Raw genomic sequence first — 13796 nt, 5'->3', positions numbered from 1 at the left:
AGGACAACCGGAATCGTCACCGGTGCCCGCTCACCGCAGGCCTGTGACCAGGCACGATGCGCAGCGCCCCTCGACGATTCCGGTTGGTGTGCGCGGCTGGGGGCTGCGGCGTCGGGTCAGAGTGGGTGAGCTGAGGTGCGCGCGCAGGGTGTGCGGGCGTCGGGTCAGTGCCCGACGGTGAACCGCTGTCGTGGGTGAGCCCGCGACTCGATCTCATCGACATAGGCGCGGGCCAGGTCCGTGCCTGAGATCTCGGACGAGCCGTCCTCCTTGGTCACGAGCACGTCGCCACCGGTCCGGTAGGACCCGGTCGTCTCACCGGGAGCAAACGAGCCGTAGAGAGCCGCCGGGCTGACATAGAACCAGTCCAGGTCCTCGGGTGCCTGCTGCATCAGCTCGAGCACGTCGGCGTGCGCCAGCGCCTCAGGTTTCCAGTCCTCGTGGAAGTCCGGGCCGTCCACCAGCCGGGGTCCGCCCTCGGCGACCAGGGACGATCCGGCGCCGCCGACGAAGGACAGCCGGGCGTCATGCGTCCGGGCGGCCTCGATCAGCGTCGGCACCCGCGCGGCCATCGGCGCGCCGTCAACGTCCTCGGCCTTGAGCGCCACCACGAGCTGGTCCGCGCCCTGGGCCGCGGCCTTCACGACGTCCGGGTCGGCCATCGATCCGAGGCGGTAGTCCACGCCGTCGATGGGCTCGGCCGGTGCGTTGCGGGTGTAGGACGTGACGTTGTGCCCGCGACCCACCGCCTCCCGGGCGATGTTGCCGCCGGAGTAGCCGGTGCCGCCGAAAATCACGATCTGTGCCATCAGGGTGTGCTCCTTGAGAATCGGTTAGTTGTACCAACAACACAAGACTCCCCGGTCCCATTCCTTGTCCGGCCGAACTGAAGCCCCAGCGGACCACCTCGCCCAGGACCTGGACCACGCAGTAGCGTCGTGGGGGTAGCCCCTACTCCTGCGGAGGTTGTCGTGCCCCAGAACATCGCCGAGAACATGGTTGCCCAACTGGTCGCGAACGGAGTCCGCCGGGTCTACGGCATCTCCGGCGACTCGCTCAACGGTTTCACCGACGCCATGCGTGCCGACGGGACCATGCGGTGGGTCCACGTCCGCCATGAGGAGGGCGCTGCCTTCGCCGCGGCAGCGGACGCAGAGCTCACGGGCGAGCTCGCGGTCTGCGTCGGCAGTTGCGGCCCCGGCAACCTGCACCTGATCAACGGACTGTTCGATGCCAACCGCAACCGGGTGCCCGTGGTGGCGATCGCGGCGCAGATCCCGAGCAGCGAGATCGGCAGCGGCTACTTCCAGGAGACCCATCCGCAACAGCTGTTCGCGGAGTGCAGCGTCTACACCGAGCTCGTCGCCCACCCCTCCCAGATGCCGCGCGTGATGGAGATCGCGATGCGCACCGCCATCGAGAAGCGAGGGGTGGCCGTGATCGTGATCCCCGGCGACGTCGCGTTGCAGGAGATCGAGGACGACCGGGTCAGCGTCATCACCCAGGCGCGGCCCACGGTGACCCCTGCCGAGGACGAGCTGCGGGCCGCCGCCGAGCTACTCAACGGTGGCGAGCGGGTCACCATCCTGGCCGGTGCAGGCGTCGAGGGTGCCCACGACGAGGTCGTCGCCCTCGCCGACGCGCTCGGTGCTCCCATCGTGCACGCCATGCGGGGCAAGCAGTTCATCGAGCACGACAACCCCTTCGATGTCGGCATGACGGGGCTGCTGGGCTTCGCCTCCGGCTATCGCGCGATGATGGACAGCGACGTCCTGCTGATGCTCGGGACGGACTTCCCCTACCAGCAGTTCTATCCGCCTCAGGCGAAGATCGTGCAGGTCGATCTGCGCGGCGAGCAGCTGGGACGCCGCGTCCCGCTGGACCTGGGGCTGGTCGGGGATGTCGGCGACACCGTCCGAGCCCTGCAGCCGATGGTGCAGCACAAGAAGAAGCGCCGCCACCTGCAGGACTCGCTCAAGCACTATCGCAAGACCCGGGAGAAGCTCGACGACCTCGCCACACCCAGCAAGCGAGGGCGGCCGATCCATCCGCAGTATGTCGCGCGTCTGATGGACGAGCTCGCCGCCCCGGACGCGGTGCTCATCCCCGACGTCGGCTCACCGGTCGTCTACGCGGCCCGCTATTTCACCAGCGGTGGTGGACGCCGGATCATCGGGTCCTTCCTCCACGGCAGCATGGCCAATGCCGTGCCGCAGGCCGTCGGCGCCCAGTCCGCCTATCCCGAGCGACAGATCGTGACGCTCTCCGGGGACGGCGGCGTGACCATGCTGCTGGGCGAACTGCTCACACTCACCCAGAACGAGCTGCCCGTCAAGATCGTGGTCCTGAACAACTCCTCGCTCAACTTTGTCGAGCTGGAGATGAAGGCGGCCGGCTACGTCAACTACGCGACCGACCTGGAGAACCCCGACCTGGCAGCGGTGGCCAACGCCCTGGGCCTGAAGGGGCTCCGGGTCGAGAAGTCCAAGGACCTGCCGGACGCGATGCGCGAGATTCTGGCCCACGACGGCCCGGCCCTGCTCGACGTGGTGACCGAGCGGGAGGAGCTGACCATCCCGCCGGCGATCCAGGCCGAGCAGGTCAAGGGATTCACGCTATATGCCCTGCGCACTGTCTTCTCCGGGCGCGGCGACGAACTGCTCGACCTGGCGCGAGCGAACTTCCGGCAGTTGTTCTGAGTCGGCGGGCGAGTCGTCCGGGGGCCTCGTCGGTGCCATCTGACAGAGTGCTCTGGTGGCCCAGAGCTCCCCGGACAAGGTCGTCGACGCTGCGCACGCAGCCGTCGCGCGAGCGACCGCCAGGGAGCTGGCCGTCCACGCGGCCTACGACCGGGCGCGCAACGTGCTCCGCGCCCGGAACCGTCGCCGGGCCCTGGTGCCGCTCACGCGGGAGATGTTCAGCACGCCCGGCCGGTTGGACGCCTACGCGGCGCGGTCGATGCCGGCCTGGGCGTGGGGACTGCCGGTCTCCCGCCGTGGACAGCTCCTGGCGGTGATCAGCCCGACGGCCAGCGCGATCACCCCGCCGATCCGTTCTGCCCTGGCCGGCACGATGATCGTGGTGGCCTCCGTCCAGGAGGAAGAGCGCATCCGGCGCACCACCGATCCCCGTCAGCGCTTCGTCCTGCTGTCGGTGGGGATCCCGGAGCCCGGCCACGAGGAGATCGTGGCCCTGGCTCGGCGCACTCCGTAGCTGTCCTGCACCCTGCACCCAACCGCAGATTCTGCCGACACACCTCGATAGTGTCACCCCGCCCCTTGGCTTCCTTCGGCGCATGGGGTAGGTTCACAAACGAAATCCATCACGACCGGCAGAGGGACAGGCCCGATGAAGCCGGGGCAGCCTTCCGGGGAGCAATCCGCGGAAAAGGTGCCACATCCTGCGGTTCCCCTCGGGGAGACCGGAAGATGGAGCTTCGCGGACGACGTTGCACGTCGCCTGAGGAGTGCAGCCATTTCCCGGTCAACCGCATGGTCTGGCACCCGGACCCAGCGTCTGGCGGCCTGACACCTGGGAAAGGCACCGTCATGACCGACATCTCCGCTCTGACCCGCGGCCTGCGCACCGGCATCGACACCGACCCCGCACAGGGAGCGATCGTCCCGCCGCTGTATCTCTCCTCAAACTTCAGCTTCGCCGAGTTCGGTGAGAAGCGGGACTACGACTACACCCGCAGCGGCAACCCGACCCGCGACCTGCTGGCCGAGGCCCTGGCCACGCTGGAGGGGGGTCACGCCGGCACCATCACCGCCACCGGCATGGCGGCCATCACGCTGTGCGTCTCCACGCTGCTGCGCCCCGGCGACACGATCCTGATCCCGCACGACTGCTACGGCGGCACCTGGCGGCTGTTCGACTCCCTCGCGGGACGAGGGCAGTTCGACTACCAGTGCATCGACTATTCCGACGCGCACGCGCTCGAGGCAGCGCTGACCGGCCCGAACCCGCCGCGCGTCGTCTGGCTGGAGACGCCGTCCAACCCGCTGCTGCGGATCACCGACATCGCTGCCGTGACCGACGCGGCCCACGCAGCGGGAGCCCTCGTCGTGGCGGACAACACCTTCCTCTCCCCGGTGCTGCAGCGGCCCTTCGAGTTCGGTGTGGACGCCGTGGTCCACTCGACGACCAAGTTCATCAACGGCCACAGCGACGTCGTCGGCGGCGCCGTGATCGCCCGGACGCAAGAACTCCACGAGGAGTTTGACCACTGGGCCAACGTGCTCGGGATCACCGGGAGCCCGTTCGACTCTTATCTCACCCTGCGCGGGTTGCGCACGCTGCACACCCGGCTGCGCGCCCACCAGGAGAACGCCGAGGTCCTGGTCGACCTCCTCCTGGACCACCGCGCCGTCGAGGCAGTCCACTATCCCGGTCTGCCAGATCACCCCGGGCACGAGATCGCGGCCCGCCAGCAGGACGGCTTCGGCGCGATGCTCTCCGTCGAGCTGCAGGGCGGTGAGGAGGCGGTCCGTTCCTTCGTCACCGGGCTCCGATGTTTCAGTCTCGCCGAGTCCCTCGGCGGGACCGAGAGCCTGATCGCCCACCCCTCCACCATGACCCACGCCTCGATGAGCGCGGACGCCCGCCGGACTGCCGGCATACGGGACGGTCTGTTGCGGGTCTCCGTCGGGATCGAGCACGTCGATGACCTGCGCGCCGACCTGTCGGCGGCCCTGGACCGTGCCGACAGGGTGACGAGCACGGCATACCGCGGCGTAGCGTGACCCGGGAGGAGGCACACGTGGCAGCACAGACCCCCGAGCCCGTCGGGTTCGGCACCCGGCTCACCGACCTGGCCCGCCCCCTGCGGCTGTTCAGCCTGACCCCACCGCGGGAGGCGACGCCCCAGGAGGACCTGAGCCGCATCGCCGAGGTGACGATCGAGCGGCTGCGGCCCTTGGGCCTGGACGCCCTGGTGCTCTACGACATCGAGGACGAGTCGGACCGCAACCCGGACGTGCGGCCGTTCCCCTTTGTGCGCACCCTCGACCCGGGGGCCTTCCACGCCGACTACCTGAGCGGCTGGGGTGGGTCCGTCATCATCTATCGCTCCGTCGGCAAGTATGAGCCCGCCGACCTGAAGACCTGGCTGGGCGAGCAGGACCCGCAACGCGTCGCCACCGTGCTCGTGGGCGCCTCCTCCAGCTCAGCCCCCGTCCGGACCAGGCTGGCTGAGGCGCAGTCGCTGTGGCAGGACACCGGGAGCCTGCTCTCGCTGGGCAGCGTCGCCATCCCCGAGCGCCACGCCCGGCACACCAACGAGCACGACCGGATGCTGCGCAAGCAGGAGGCCGGCACCTCCTTCTTCGTCACCCAGGTGGTCTATGACCTGACCTGGGCCAAGGACCTGGTCTCCGACTACGCCTACGCCTGCCGGGGCCGTGGGGTCGAACCGGCCCACCTGGTGTTCACCCTGTCGGTGTGCGGCTCGTTGAAGACCCTGGAGTTCCTGCAGTGGCTCGGCGTGCACGTCCCACGCTGGCTGCAGAACCAGCTGCAGCACGCACCCGACCCGCTGAGCGAGTCCTATGAGCAGTGCGCCGCGGCGGCCGCTGAGCTCGCGACCTTCTGCCGACGGCTGGACGTGCCGTTCGGCTTCAACGTGGAGAGCGTCTCCAACCGCAGGGTCGAGATCGAGGCCTCGGTGCGTCTGGCCGGTGCCATCCGCGACCTGCTCGAGTCCTGAGCGCCCCGCTCAGTCGTCGGTGGGCTCGGGCACCCGCGGCTCGGGGCTGCGCACCGCCATGACACCCATCACCAGGTTGGCGATCGCCAGCACCAGCAGGGCCCAGTCCAGGAACCCGCGGTCGTCGGCGAGGAGCCCGAGCACCGCGACGACACCCAGCACCACACCGATGACGATGTAGAGCCAGGCCTGTCGCTTGTTGCGCGCTGCCCGGTTCGCTCTCGCGCTCGGCACCTGGCTCGGTCCCTGCTCCGGGCCCTGTGGCTCGTTGTCGAAGGTCATGCCCCCAGAATCGCACGGTGCGGCGCCTCGGTCGGGGAGATCGGACCGGCGCGTGGTTGGCTGGCCCCATGACCTGGCAGCGGACGCTCCGCCACTTCTTCGCCCTCCCCGCCGCCGAGCTCTGGGAGATCGTCGGCGACCCCACCCGGTGGCCGGCGTGGAGCGGTGCGATCCGCTCCTTCACCCTGGAGCCGGGACCGCCGCATGAGTATGCCGAGGCGCACGTCTCCCACGCCGCTGCGGTGGTCGGGGCGCAGGCCGCGCCGGTGGCGCCGGGTCAGCAGGGCCACTACCTGCCGGCACGGGGCTGGGCGGCCGCCCTGCACGGGCGGACCGCTGGCCCGCTGCGGATCACCGAGGTGGAGCCGGGCCGGACCCTGGCCTTCGGACAACCTGCACCGTTTGGCGGCTCCGGGGTGAGGTGGTCGCTGCACGAGCACCCTGAGGGAGGCACCACCCTGGAGCAGACGGTCCACGCCAGCGGACCGATGACTGCCGCCATCGTCGCCAGCGTCGGCGCCGACCTGATCGCGGACTGGCCGCTCGCTGTCGTCCGACTGCACCGGATGCTGCGGCCGCAGCCCGACCCGGACCTGCTGAAGGTCGTCATCGCCGGGGGCTCGGGCAGCCTGGGCCGCGCGATCGCGGCCGACCTGACCGCCCGTGGGCACGAGGTCGCGCTGCTCACCCGACAGGTCAACCTGGACCTCCCCCACCGCCAGGTCGTCTGGGACGGCGCGAGCCTGGGGCCGTGGGTCGAGGAGCTGGCACAGGACCCGGCCCGCACGGCACTGATCAACCTGGCCGGGCAACTGGTCGACGCGCGCCCGACCGAGGACAACATCAGGGACCTGCGCGAGTCGCGGGTCCACCCGACGCGGGCACTCGTGGCAGCCAGCCAGCAGTTGGAGACCCCGCTGGCCCGCTGGGTCCAGGGCTCCACGACGGCGATCTGGTCCGACGCCGGCGACCTGCGCCTGACCGAGTCCAGTCCGCTACCCGCCGGCCCCAACGCCCTCCCGCAGATGACCGGGGTGGCGCAGCCCTGGGAGGAGGCCGCCGAGGGCGCCAACGCCGAGCACGTGACCATCCTGCGGACCAGCATCGTGCTGCAGAACGGGTCCCCGGCCCTGGACCGCCTGACCCAGCTGACGCGCGCCGGCCTCGGCGGACGGGTCGGCTCGGGTCGGCAGTGGTTCAGCTGGATCCATCAGGACGACTGGCTCGCGCTCGTCCGAGCCACCCTCGATCTGGACCCGCAGGTGGACCTGCCCGACGGGATACTGATCGCTGCTGCGCCGCACCCGGTGCGCAACCACGAGCTCATGGCCACCCTGCGGAGGCGCTTCCGCCGCCGCGCCGCTCCCCCGACGCCGTCCACGCTCGTCCGGATGGGCAGCATCGCGCTGCGCACCGACCCGGCACTCGGGCTGACCGGCCGGCACGTCACCTCGGAGGTGACGACGGAGGCGGGCTTCGAGTTCGCCCACCCGACCCTGGAGGGTGCGCTGATCGACCTGACCAGCTGACTCAGTGCTGGTAGGTGCCGGTGAGGATGGCCCGGCCGAGGGTCTTGAAGGCGAGGTTGAAGGAGACGACGGCCGGGCTGACGTCCTCGGTCACGCCCAGGGTCTCCTCACCGACGGCGTGCACCACGAAGAAGTAGCGGTGCACCTGGTCCCCCTCCGGCGGCGCGGCGCCCTGGAAGCCCGGCTCCCCACCGTCGTTGCGGACGTGGAATGCCTTGCCCGGCAACGCCTTCGAGGCGGCGTCGGTGTCCAGGGAGGTCACGTCGGCGGGCAGGTCGACCAGGACCCAGTGCCAGTAGCCGGACGGTGTCGGCGCGTCCGGGTCGAAGCAGGTGACGACATAGGACTTCGTGCCCTCCGGGGCGCCGGACCAGCTCAGCTGCGGCGAGACGTTGTTGCCCTTGGCGCCCACCTGGGCGTCGCCGAGCGGCTGGCCGTCGGTCACGTCGGTGCTGGTCACCGTGAACGAGGGCACGGCGGGCAGCAGGTCGTAGGGATTCGGGGTGACAGGTCGATCAAGGCTCATGCTCCGAGGCTATCGAGAATCCTGCGCCGGGACCGGGTGGGGGCACAGGCCCGCCGGACCACCTCCGCTGAGACCCACTAGGCTGAACGCGTGCGCCCAGAGACCGAGCAGACCATCCGCCAGGCATGGGCCGACCTGCTCGACGTCGAGCGGCTGGACGGTGGGGACCGTGTCCTGCACCACAACCCGGCCGCCGAGACGGTCTCCTTCGTGCGGATCCTGGGACAGGGTGTGCTGAGCGGCCCGTCGTGGGCGCTGGAGCGTGCCAGCCACCTCCGGGACGACGAGCTGGCTCTGCTGCCGGTCCTCATGCGTCTGGCCTCCGACCACGGTGCGCGGCCACTCGGGGCGGCCGAGCTCTCCTACACCGACCTCCGCGTCGAGCACGCGGACCTGCCCACCACCCAGGACGAGGACGCGGTCGCGACCCTCGAGGAGGCCTGCTCCCCCGCCGACGTCGACGAGGTCGGACTGGGCGGTATGCCGCATCGCTGGGTCATCCTGGACCGTTCCCGGAGCGCTGGGACCGGGTCTGGTGCTGGGTCTGAACCTGAAGTCTCTGCCAACGAGGACGGCGACACCGCGGAGGCGCCGCCGGTCCCCCTGGCCGGCTCGGGCTACGTGGTGTGGGCCGACAAGCTGGCGCACATGGGTGTCCTCACCAGCCCCCAGGCCCGCGGCCGGGGTTACGGCGTGCTCGCTGCGGCTGTCGGCACCAACGCCGCCCTCGATGCCGGGCTGATCCCGCAGTGGCGGGCGCGCTGGGGCAACGAGGCGTCGACCCGGCTGGCCCAGGTGCTGGGCTATGAGCCGGTCGGCAGCCAGACGACGGTCTACATCGAGGGGTAGGCACCACAGGACATCGACCCTGGCTCGCGCGGGTGCAGCTTCGGTGCGCGTGAGCGTGCTATGTCATGCAGTGCGGGGGCTCGAACCCTGGCACTGCATGACACAACGGACTCTGCGGGCCTCCGGAGTCGCGGATCGACCTGAGCGTTGTTGTCCCCGAGTTCCTGGCGACCTGGGAAGTCCAGGCTCAGGTGAGGCCCAGGAACGATCCCACAGCCGGCGAAAGCGGGACCCCGTGGCGCCGTGCGTGCATGAGTGCCTCCCGCGTGCCACTTCCCGGCTCGCGTGCGTCGGCTGCCTCGATACGATCCCGCATAACTTCCGCGATGGGCGCCCTTGCTTCACAGGCCATTACGGTTGCTGAGCGCCAGCCGGATGTTGCGCTCTGGCCCGCCAACCCGCTTGTCAGAGACTCCACCAGGACTGCCGCAAGCGTCCCCAACAAGCCACCACGCGGCAACAGGGCAGCCACGTCGGTGGGGTCGCGCGTCGGCTCGCCTCGTGTGGTGACCGCTGCCCCCTCAGGCAGGTCATGACCCGAGGATCGCGCCTCAGCAAGCGCGGCCGCCGTGAGTGACGCGGTGCTGGCATCCACGACCAGTGGAGTGTTGTGCCCAGGGACTGCGAGCGCGAATGGGTTCGTGCCCCAGAGAGGTTTGCTGCCCCCATGTGCTGCGACGAGCGGGGGCGACGCGGCGAAGACCGCCCCCACCAATCCTTGTGTGGCGATTGCTTGAGCAAATGGCGCGAGCCGCCCAGACCCACCCAGCCCGTGCAAAACGACAGCCGCCATCCCAGACCCGCGGGCTTCACGAGCCGCCACCCGGGAGGCGCGCGCCAGGACCAGCGGGCCGAACAACCCTTCGACATCCCAGTGGTGCAGCTGACCGGATTGGCTTTCCGCTGACGGCTTGCGAGTCTCGCCCTCAGCCGCCCGCCACCGCTGGAGCAGGCCGATACCAAAGTGTGACTGTCCGAGCGCTTCAGCTTCAACGAGTGCCTCACTTGCCAGCTGGGCGTCGGGACCATCGTCGTCAAGAGCAGCCCGAACGTGCTCACACAGCCGCGTCCAGGGGATGCAGTCCTCAGCGTTCAACCCCATCACCTGGCGCTCCTGGCGACCATGCGGTCTGCCGACGCCTTGGGTGCATCAGCCAGCACTTCATCTCCTTGGGTCAACTTCCACTGGTCGTGGTTAAAACAACAAGATCGCCATTGTTGTGCCAAACACGAAAGCGATCGCCGTGGGCAGCAACACTCTCCGTACGAGGGTGACTGGGCTTTCTCCCAGAATGGCGGCCACCACGAGCACATACGACGACCAGGGAACCAGCATGCCACCGCCGGACCACACCGCGGACACCTGCGCCAGTGCTGCCATGGTCACCGGATCTGCCCCAGTGGCCTCGGCCAGGCCAGCTGCAAGCGAGGCAACCATCGGGATGTTGGCAATCGCAGAGCCGTCAAGACCTGCGATGAGACCGATGATAACGACCGCAAAGGCGGCAAAGAAGGGGCTCTGGGGGATGAAGCTGCTGGACTCAGCAAGCGCATCCAAGAAGAACCCGGGTGCATCCTCCGTGCCCGTGATCTGCCCCGAGTAGTCCGCATTTCCCAGGAGGAAGAAGCCAGCGATGGGCAGGACTGGCCCCATCGCTTTGAAAGAGAAGGTGAGGCCGTCAGAAAATTGCTGCGCGGCCCGCTCGAGGACGTTGCGCGGAGTATCCACCGCAGTGACCACCACGAGCAGAACGAGCGCCAAGCCAGTCACCAGGGCGGTTCCGCTCGCCTGGATCGCGATGGAATCGGTGAATCGCGGCAGAATCATGTAGACGGCTAGGCCCGCAAACGCCATGAGTACGAGCACCCCGAGGCCCCGGCTGCGCCGCTCCTGAGACGCCGTTCGTGTCAGGTCACTGTTCCCGTGAGGCCCTACATCTGCCCCCGCCCCTGAGATCGACGATGCAGGACCGTCACTGGCGGCAACGGGCTCACGCTGGTTGCTCTGTGGTGCAGCGAGATGCTGCGCTTCGTCAGGGCTGCCCCGCAACACGGAAGAGGCCCGCTCGGAGTCACGCGCTGCCGCACCCGCAAGCGCCAGGACCTCCTGTCTCGTCCGACGGCGCTCGAAGAGTTGCAGAAGTATGAGCCCAGGAACCGCGATGAACAGCACAATAATCATGGCGCGTTCAGCGATGGCTGGCGCAGGAACTCCTGCTGCGCTGGAGGTGAAGCCCGGCAGTGCCTGCAGGACGTAATCGGAGGTGCCGATGCCGCCGGCAACGAGCATGACGGCACCGATGGTCTTGGTCGAAAGCCCCATCCGTAGAGCGACGGGGACGAGGACGGCACCAACTAGCGCGGCGGTCGCTGTGGCCCAAAACAAAAGCGAGAAGATCCCGACTGCTATCGCCAGCGCCCAAAAGGTGGTGGCGTGTGAACGCATCAGGGAGACAAACGGTGACACCATGGAATTCAGGGCACGGGCATCCTTGAGAGCCTCATAAAGGGCACGAACGAAGGCCACGACGATGAACACTTCGAATAGCGTGACGCCAGCCGTCAAGGTTCCAGTGAAGATGGACGAGATGCCGGAAAGGAAGGATCCGGTGTACACGAGGACGGTGACGAACGTTGCAGCGATGGCCGGAATGACGATGTTCTGACGAGCGATCAACAACACGATGATGATCACGACGCAGGCGAGGTAGACCCAGTGCGCTGCGGACATGGTGACCTCCTGGTGACTTCGTCGGCGGAGCGACGCTAGTGGTCGAACGTATAGCGCTACCGATATGCGGTCAACGACGTTCTTCCTTGACCCGATATAAGCAAACGCTATGCCTGCGCTGCGTTCCGCGGGCACCCTTCCGAGGGCACTCTGGCAAGAGTGAGCCCCATGGCGCCTGCTCACAGGTGTGAGCTGACCGCCTCACCCAGCGCCTTGATGGTGACCGGCACGCCGGGCACGGCCAACAGCGTTGTAGTCGTGACTGCTCGCGCGGCACGAATCGATGACGGCGAGCAGGGAAGAAGCTTGATCGTCTGAGTGGTGGTCCCAGCGACCGCCACGAGTTCTGGGAGGAGCGCGACTCCGAGGTTCGCAGCGACGAGCCTTTGGACGGCAACGTGGTTGTGCGTTTCGAAGGCAATGTGCGGACTGAAACCGACCGCTTCACACAGCTCGACCACATGTGATCGGCCCTCGGAGCGACTGGCGATCCAGGCCTCGTTGGCGAGGTCCCTCAGATCGATCACCCGCTCAGACGAGAGGTGATGCCCCAGTGGAAGAGCAACCTTGATCGCCTCTTGGGTTATCGCGAAACTGGTCTCACCAGGCAGCAGGCCGATTGCCTCCTCCTGCGTGAGGCTCGAGGCATACTCGTAAACGAGGGCGATGTCGCAGTCCCCCGAGCGTAGGGCGTGTAGGGCTTGGTGCGGCTCACGCTCGGTGACCAGGAACTGCAGGCCGGGATGCTCGGCTCGGACCGCCGACAGTGCATCCGGGATCAAGACGGCCGCCGCACTGGGAAAGGCGGCGATGCGGACTGTTCCACTCCTCAGCCCCGCGATCGCATCGATCTCGGACAGGGCCCGGCTGACCTGCGGCAAGATCGCGGTGCTGATCCCCGCGAGGATCTGGCCCGCCTCCGTCAGGGTTGCGCCAGAACGCGTGCGGTGCAGGAGTGGCGTCTTGAGGTTTCGCTCCGCGAGGGTGATCTGCTGGGAGACCGCGGGCTGCGAGTAGCCGAGCTCCCTCGCCGCGGCAGAGATGGTCCCCGTTCGCTCGATCGCTGCGAGGACCCGGAGATGCTTGAGTTCAATGGACACTGGCAGAGGCTATAAGTAACCGCTATAGGCAAGCAAGGACAATGGGCATTGTTGCAAGGGTGGAGTCTTGTCAGGATGGTGGTTCGGATCGCTCCGACCTGCATCGCGGGCACCTGCCGGGGCGGATGGATCCCTACCGTGAGGAGCTTTGAGCGATGACGACCAAGGAGCATCTTGAGGGTCACTGGCGTGAGTGGCGCCACCAGCGGATCGCGACCCTGACACGACCCTATGGATGGGCTTCGCTGGTCGCACAGCACTGGCTCGAGGAAGGAGAAGACGGAGTCGAACTCGAAAGTCTTCCTGGCCAGTGGTCGGTTCGTGACAGCAGGGTCATCTACACACCGCCGTCCGAGGGGGCCAACCTGTCGGTGGATGGCCACTACCCAGTGGCACCGGTCGAGATCGTCCCTGGCCGGAACATGGTCTACAGCAATGGCGACAGCGTGCCTGTCTATTTTGGAGAGTGCGAAGTCGACACCGTCGTGCGCACCAACGACGCCGGGAGCAAGATCTTCGCCGTTCGCGTCCGAGACCCTCGTGAGGCAGCACGCAAGGACTTATCGTCTCTGGACACATTTGACTACGACCCCGCCTGGAGAGTGCCCGCAGTCTATGAGCCTCTGGCAACGCTTGACGTCGAGGCGTCGACGGTCGAGACCGGTGTCCGCGAGACGACCTCCGTCATTGGACGGCTGAGCTTCGAACTCGAGGGGAAGCAGTTTGTGCCACTGGTCATCGGCAAGGAGACCCCCTCGGGGATCCAACCCGTCCTGCAGATCCGAGACGCGAGCAGCGGCAAGAGCACATATGGCGCGGGTCGGGTTGTTGATCTGGAGTTTGTCAGCGGGACGCGTGACCGTATCGACTACGTCGATTTCAACTATCTTGCAGCCCTGCCCTGTGCTTTCACCAATTTCGTCACCTGCCCCATCGCTCCGCCAGAGAACCACATCCCGGTGGAAATCTCAGCAGGCGAGAAGAAACCTGCTGAGGTGGTCGCCAGGGTGGCGACGTATGCACGGTGAAGCAGCCTGGCTCCATGATCTGCCCAAGGCCGGCTAAGGAGTCG

Annotated in this window: 13 protein-coding genes and 1 riboswitch; of the genes, 7 read left to right on the top strand and 6 right to left on the bottom strand. The window is 67.9% G+C overall.

Annotated features, from left to right (window positions below):
• Positions 1-164: 164 nt before the first annotated feature.
• Complete coding sequence (locus DPQ65_RS02190; protein WP_202862976.1) at positions 165-809, bottom strand: NAD(P)-dependent oxidoreductase; 645 nt, start codon at positions 807-809, stop codon at positions 165-167.
• 162 nt (positions 810-971) lie between these two features.
• On the opposite strand from DPQ65_RS02190, the gene poxB reads away from it, so the two are divergent.
• From poxB to DPQ65_RS02170, 4 genes are all read left to right on the top strand, one after another.
• On the top strand, positions 972-2699 hold the full coding sequence (gene poxB / locus DPQ65_RS02185; protein WP_272947625.1) for a ubiquinone-dependent pyruvate dehydrogenase: 1728 nt from the start codon (positions 972-974) through the stop codon (positions 2697-2699).
• A 55-nt stretch (positions 2700-2754) separates the two neighbouring features.
• Positions 2755-3213 carry a hypothetical protein gene (locus DPQ65_RS02180; protein ID WP_114905750.1) on the top strand — a complete coding sequence of 153 codons (459 nt, stop codon included), beginning with the start codon at positions 2755-2757 and terminating at the stop codon, positions 3211-3213.
• A 103-nt stretch (positions 3214-3316) separates the two neighbouring features.
• Positions 3317-3435: riboswitch (SAM riboswitch) on the top strand.
• Positions 3436-3548: 113 nt separating this feature from the next.
• A complete protein-coding gene (gene metB, locus DPQ65_RS02175; protein WP_114905801.1) occupies positions 3549-4745 on the top strand; it encodes a cystathionine gamma-synthase in 1197 nt (398 codons plus the stop codon).
• 17 nt (positions 4746-4762) lie between these two features.
• Positions 4763-5707: a methylenetetrahydrofolate reductase gene (locus tag DPQ65_RS02170; RefSeq protein ID WP_238146626.1), complete on the top strand. Its 945-nt coding sequence runs from the start codon at positions 4763-4765 to the stop codon at positions 5705-5707.
• A gap of 9 nt (positions 5708-5716) precedes the next feature.
• Here the strand turns inward: DPQ65_RS02170 and DPQ65_RS02165 are convergent, their stop codons facing one another.
• Positions 5717-5989, bottom strand: coding sequence for a hypothetical protein (locus DPQ65_RS02165; RefSeq protein WP_114905749.1), 273 nt, complete (start codon positions 5987-5989; stop codon positions 5717-5719).
• 68 nt (positions 5990-6057) lie between these two features.
• Between DPQ65_RS02165 and DPQ65_RS02160 the strand changes: the two genes are divergently transcribed.
• Entirely contained in the window at positions 6058-7518 is a 1461-nt protein-coding gene (locus tag DPQ65_RS02160; protein ID WP_114905748.1) for a DUF1731 domain-containing protein, read from the top strand.
• Between the two features lies 1 nt (position 7519).
• On the opposite strand, the gene DPQ65_RS02155 is transcribed toward DPQ65_RS02160, so the two are convergent.
• Positions 7520-8044 carry a YbhB/YbcL family Raf kinase inhibitor-like protein gene (locus tag DPQ65_RS02155; protein ID WP_114905747.1) on the bottom strand — a complete coding sequence of 175 codons (525 nt, stop codon included), beginning with the start codon at positions 8042-8044 and terminating at the stop codon, positions 7520-7522.
• 90 nt (positions 8045-8134) lie between these two features.
• On the opposite strand from DPQ65_RS02155, the gene DPQ65_RS02150 reads away from it, so the two are divergent.
• Entirely contained in the window at positions 8135-8893 is a 759-nt protein-coding gene (locus DPQ65_RS02150) for a GNAT family N-acetyltransferase (RefSeq protein ID WP_114905746.1), read from the top strand.
• Between the two features lie 187 nt (positions 8894-9080).
• Here DPQ65_RS02150 and DPQ65_RS16425 read toward each other — a convergent pair whose 3' ends face one another.
• The 3 genes from DPQ65_RS16425 to DPQ65_RS02135 all read right to left on the bottom strand — a co-directional run bounded on the left by DPQ65_RS16425 (position 9081) and on the right by DPQ65_RS02135 (position 12724).
• Positions 9081-9995, bottom strand: coding sequence for an Ldh family oxidoreductase (locus tag DPQ65_RS16425; protein WP_420330063.1), 915 nt, complete (start codon positions 9993-9995; stop codon positions 9081-9083).
• A 93-nt stretch (positions 9996-10088) separates the two neighbouring features.
• Positions 10089-11624, bottom strand: a complete 1536-nt coding sequence (locus tag DPQ65_RS02140) for a hypothetical protein (protein WP_114905744.1) — start codon at positions 11622-11624, stop codon at positions 10089-10091.
• Between the two features lie 179 nt (positions 11625-11803).
• Positions 11804-12724, bottom strand: coding sequence for a LysR family transcriptional regulator (locus tag DPQ65_RS02135; protein ID WP_114905743.1), 921 nt, complete (start codon positions 12722-12724; stop codon positions 11804-11806).
• Positions 12725-12879: 155 nt separating this feature from the next.
• On the opposite strand from DPQ65_RS02135, the gene DPQ65_RS02130 reads away from it, so the two are divergent.
• Positions 12880-13752, top strand: coding sequence for a DUF1684 domain-containing protein (locus DPQ65_RS02130; protein WP_114905742.1), 873 nt, complete (start codon positions 12880-12882; stop codon positions 13750-13752).
• Positions 13753-13796: the final 44 nt, after the last annotated feature.

It is taken from the genome of Ornithinimicrobium murale, assembly GCF_003352835.1.
Classification (GTDB): domain Bacteria; phylum Actinomycetota; class Actinomycetes; order Actinomycetales; family Dermatophilaceae; genus Ornithinicoccus; species Ornithinicoccus muralis.
This window is presented reverse-complemented; position numbering and strand designations above follow the sequence as displayed.

Excerpts from the sequence above, each read along its gene's own strand:
- DPQ65_RS16425 (WP_420330063.1), bottom strand. The coding sequence starts at position 9,995 with ATGGGGTTGAACGCTGAGGACTGCATCCCCTGGACGCGGCTGTGTGAG.
- DPQ65_RS02160 (WP_114905748.1), top strand. The coding sequence starts at position 6,058 with ATGACCTGGCAGCGGACGCTCCGCCACTTCTTCGCCCTCCCCGCCGCC.
- DPQ65_RS02140 (WP_114905744.1), bottom strand. The coding sequence starts at position 11,624 with ATGTCCGCAGCGCACTGGGTCTACCTCGCCTGCGTCGTGATCATCATC.
- DPQ65_RS02155 (WP_114905747.1), bottom strand. The coding sequence starts at position 8,044 with ATGAGCCTTGATCGACCTGTCACCCCGAATCCCTACGACCTGCTGCCC.
- DPQ65_RS02165 (WP_114905749.1), bottom strand. The coding sequence starts at position 5,989 with ATGACCTTCGACAACGAGCCACAGGGCCCGGAGCAGGGACCGAGCCAG.
- metB (WP_114905801.1), top strand. The coding sequence starts at position 3,549 with ATGACCGACATCTCCGCTCTGACCCGCGGCCTGCGCACCGGCATCGAC.
- DPQ65_RS02130 (WP_114905742.1), top strand. The coding sequence starts at position 12,880 with ATGACGACCAAGGAGCATCTTGAGGGTCACTGGCGTGAGTGGCGCCAC.
- DPQ65_RS02190 (WP_202862976.1), bottom strand. The coding sequence starts at position 809 with ATGGCACAGATCGTGATTTTCGGCGGCACCGGCTACTCCGGCGGCAAC.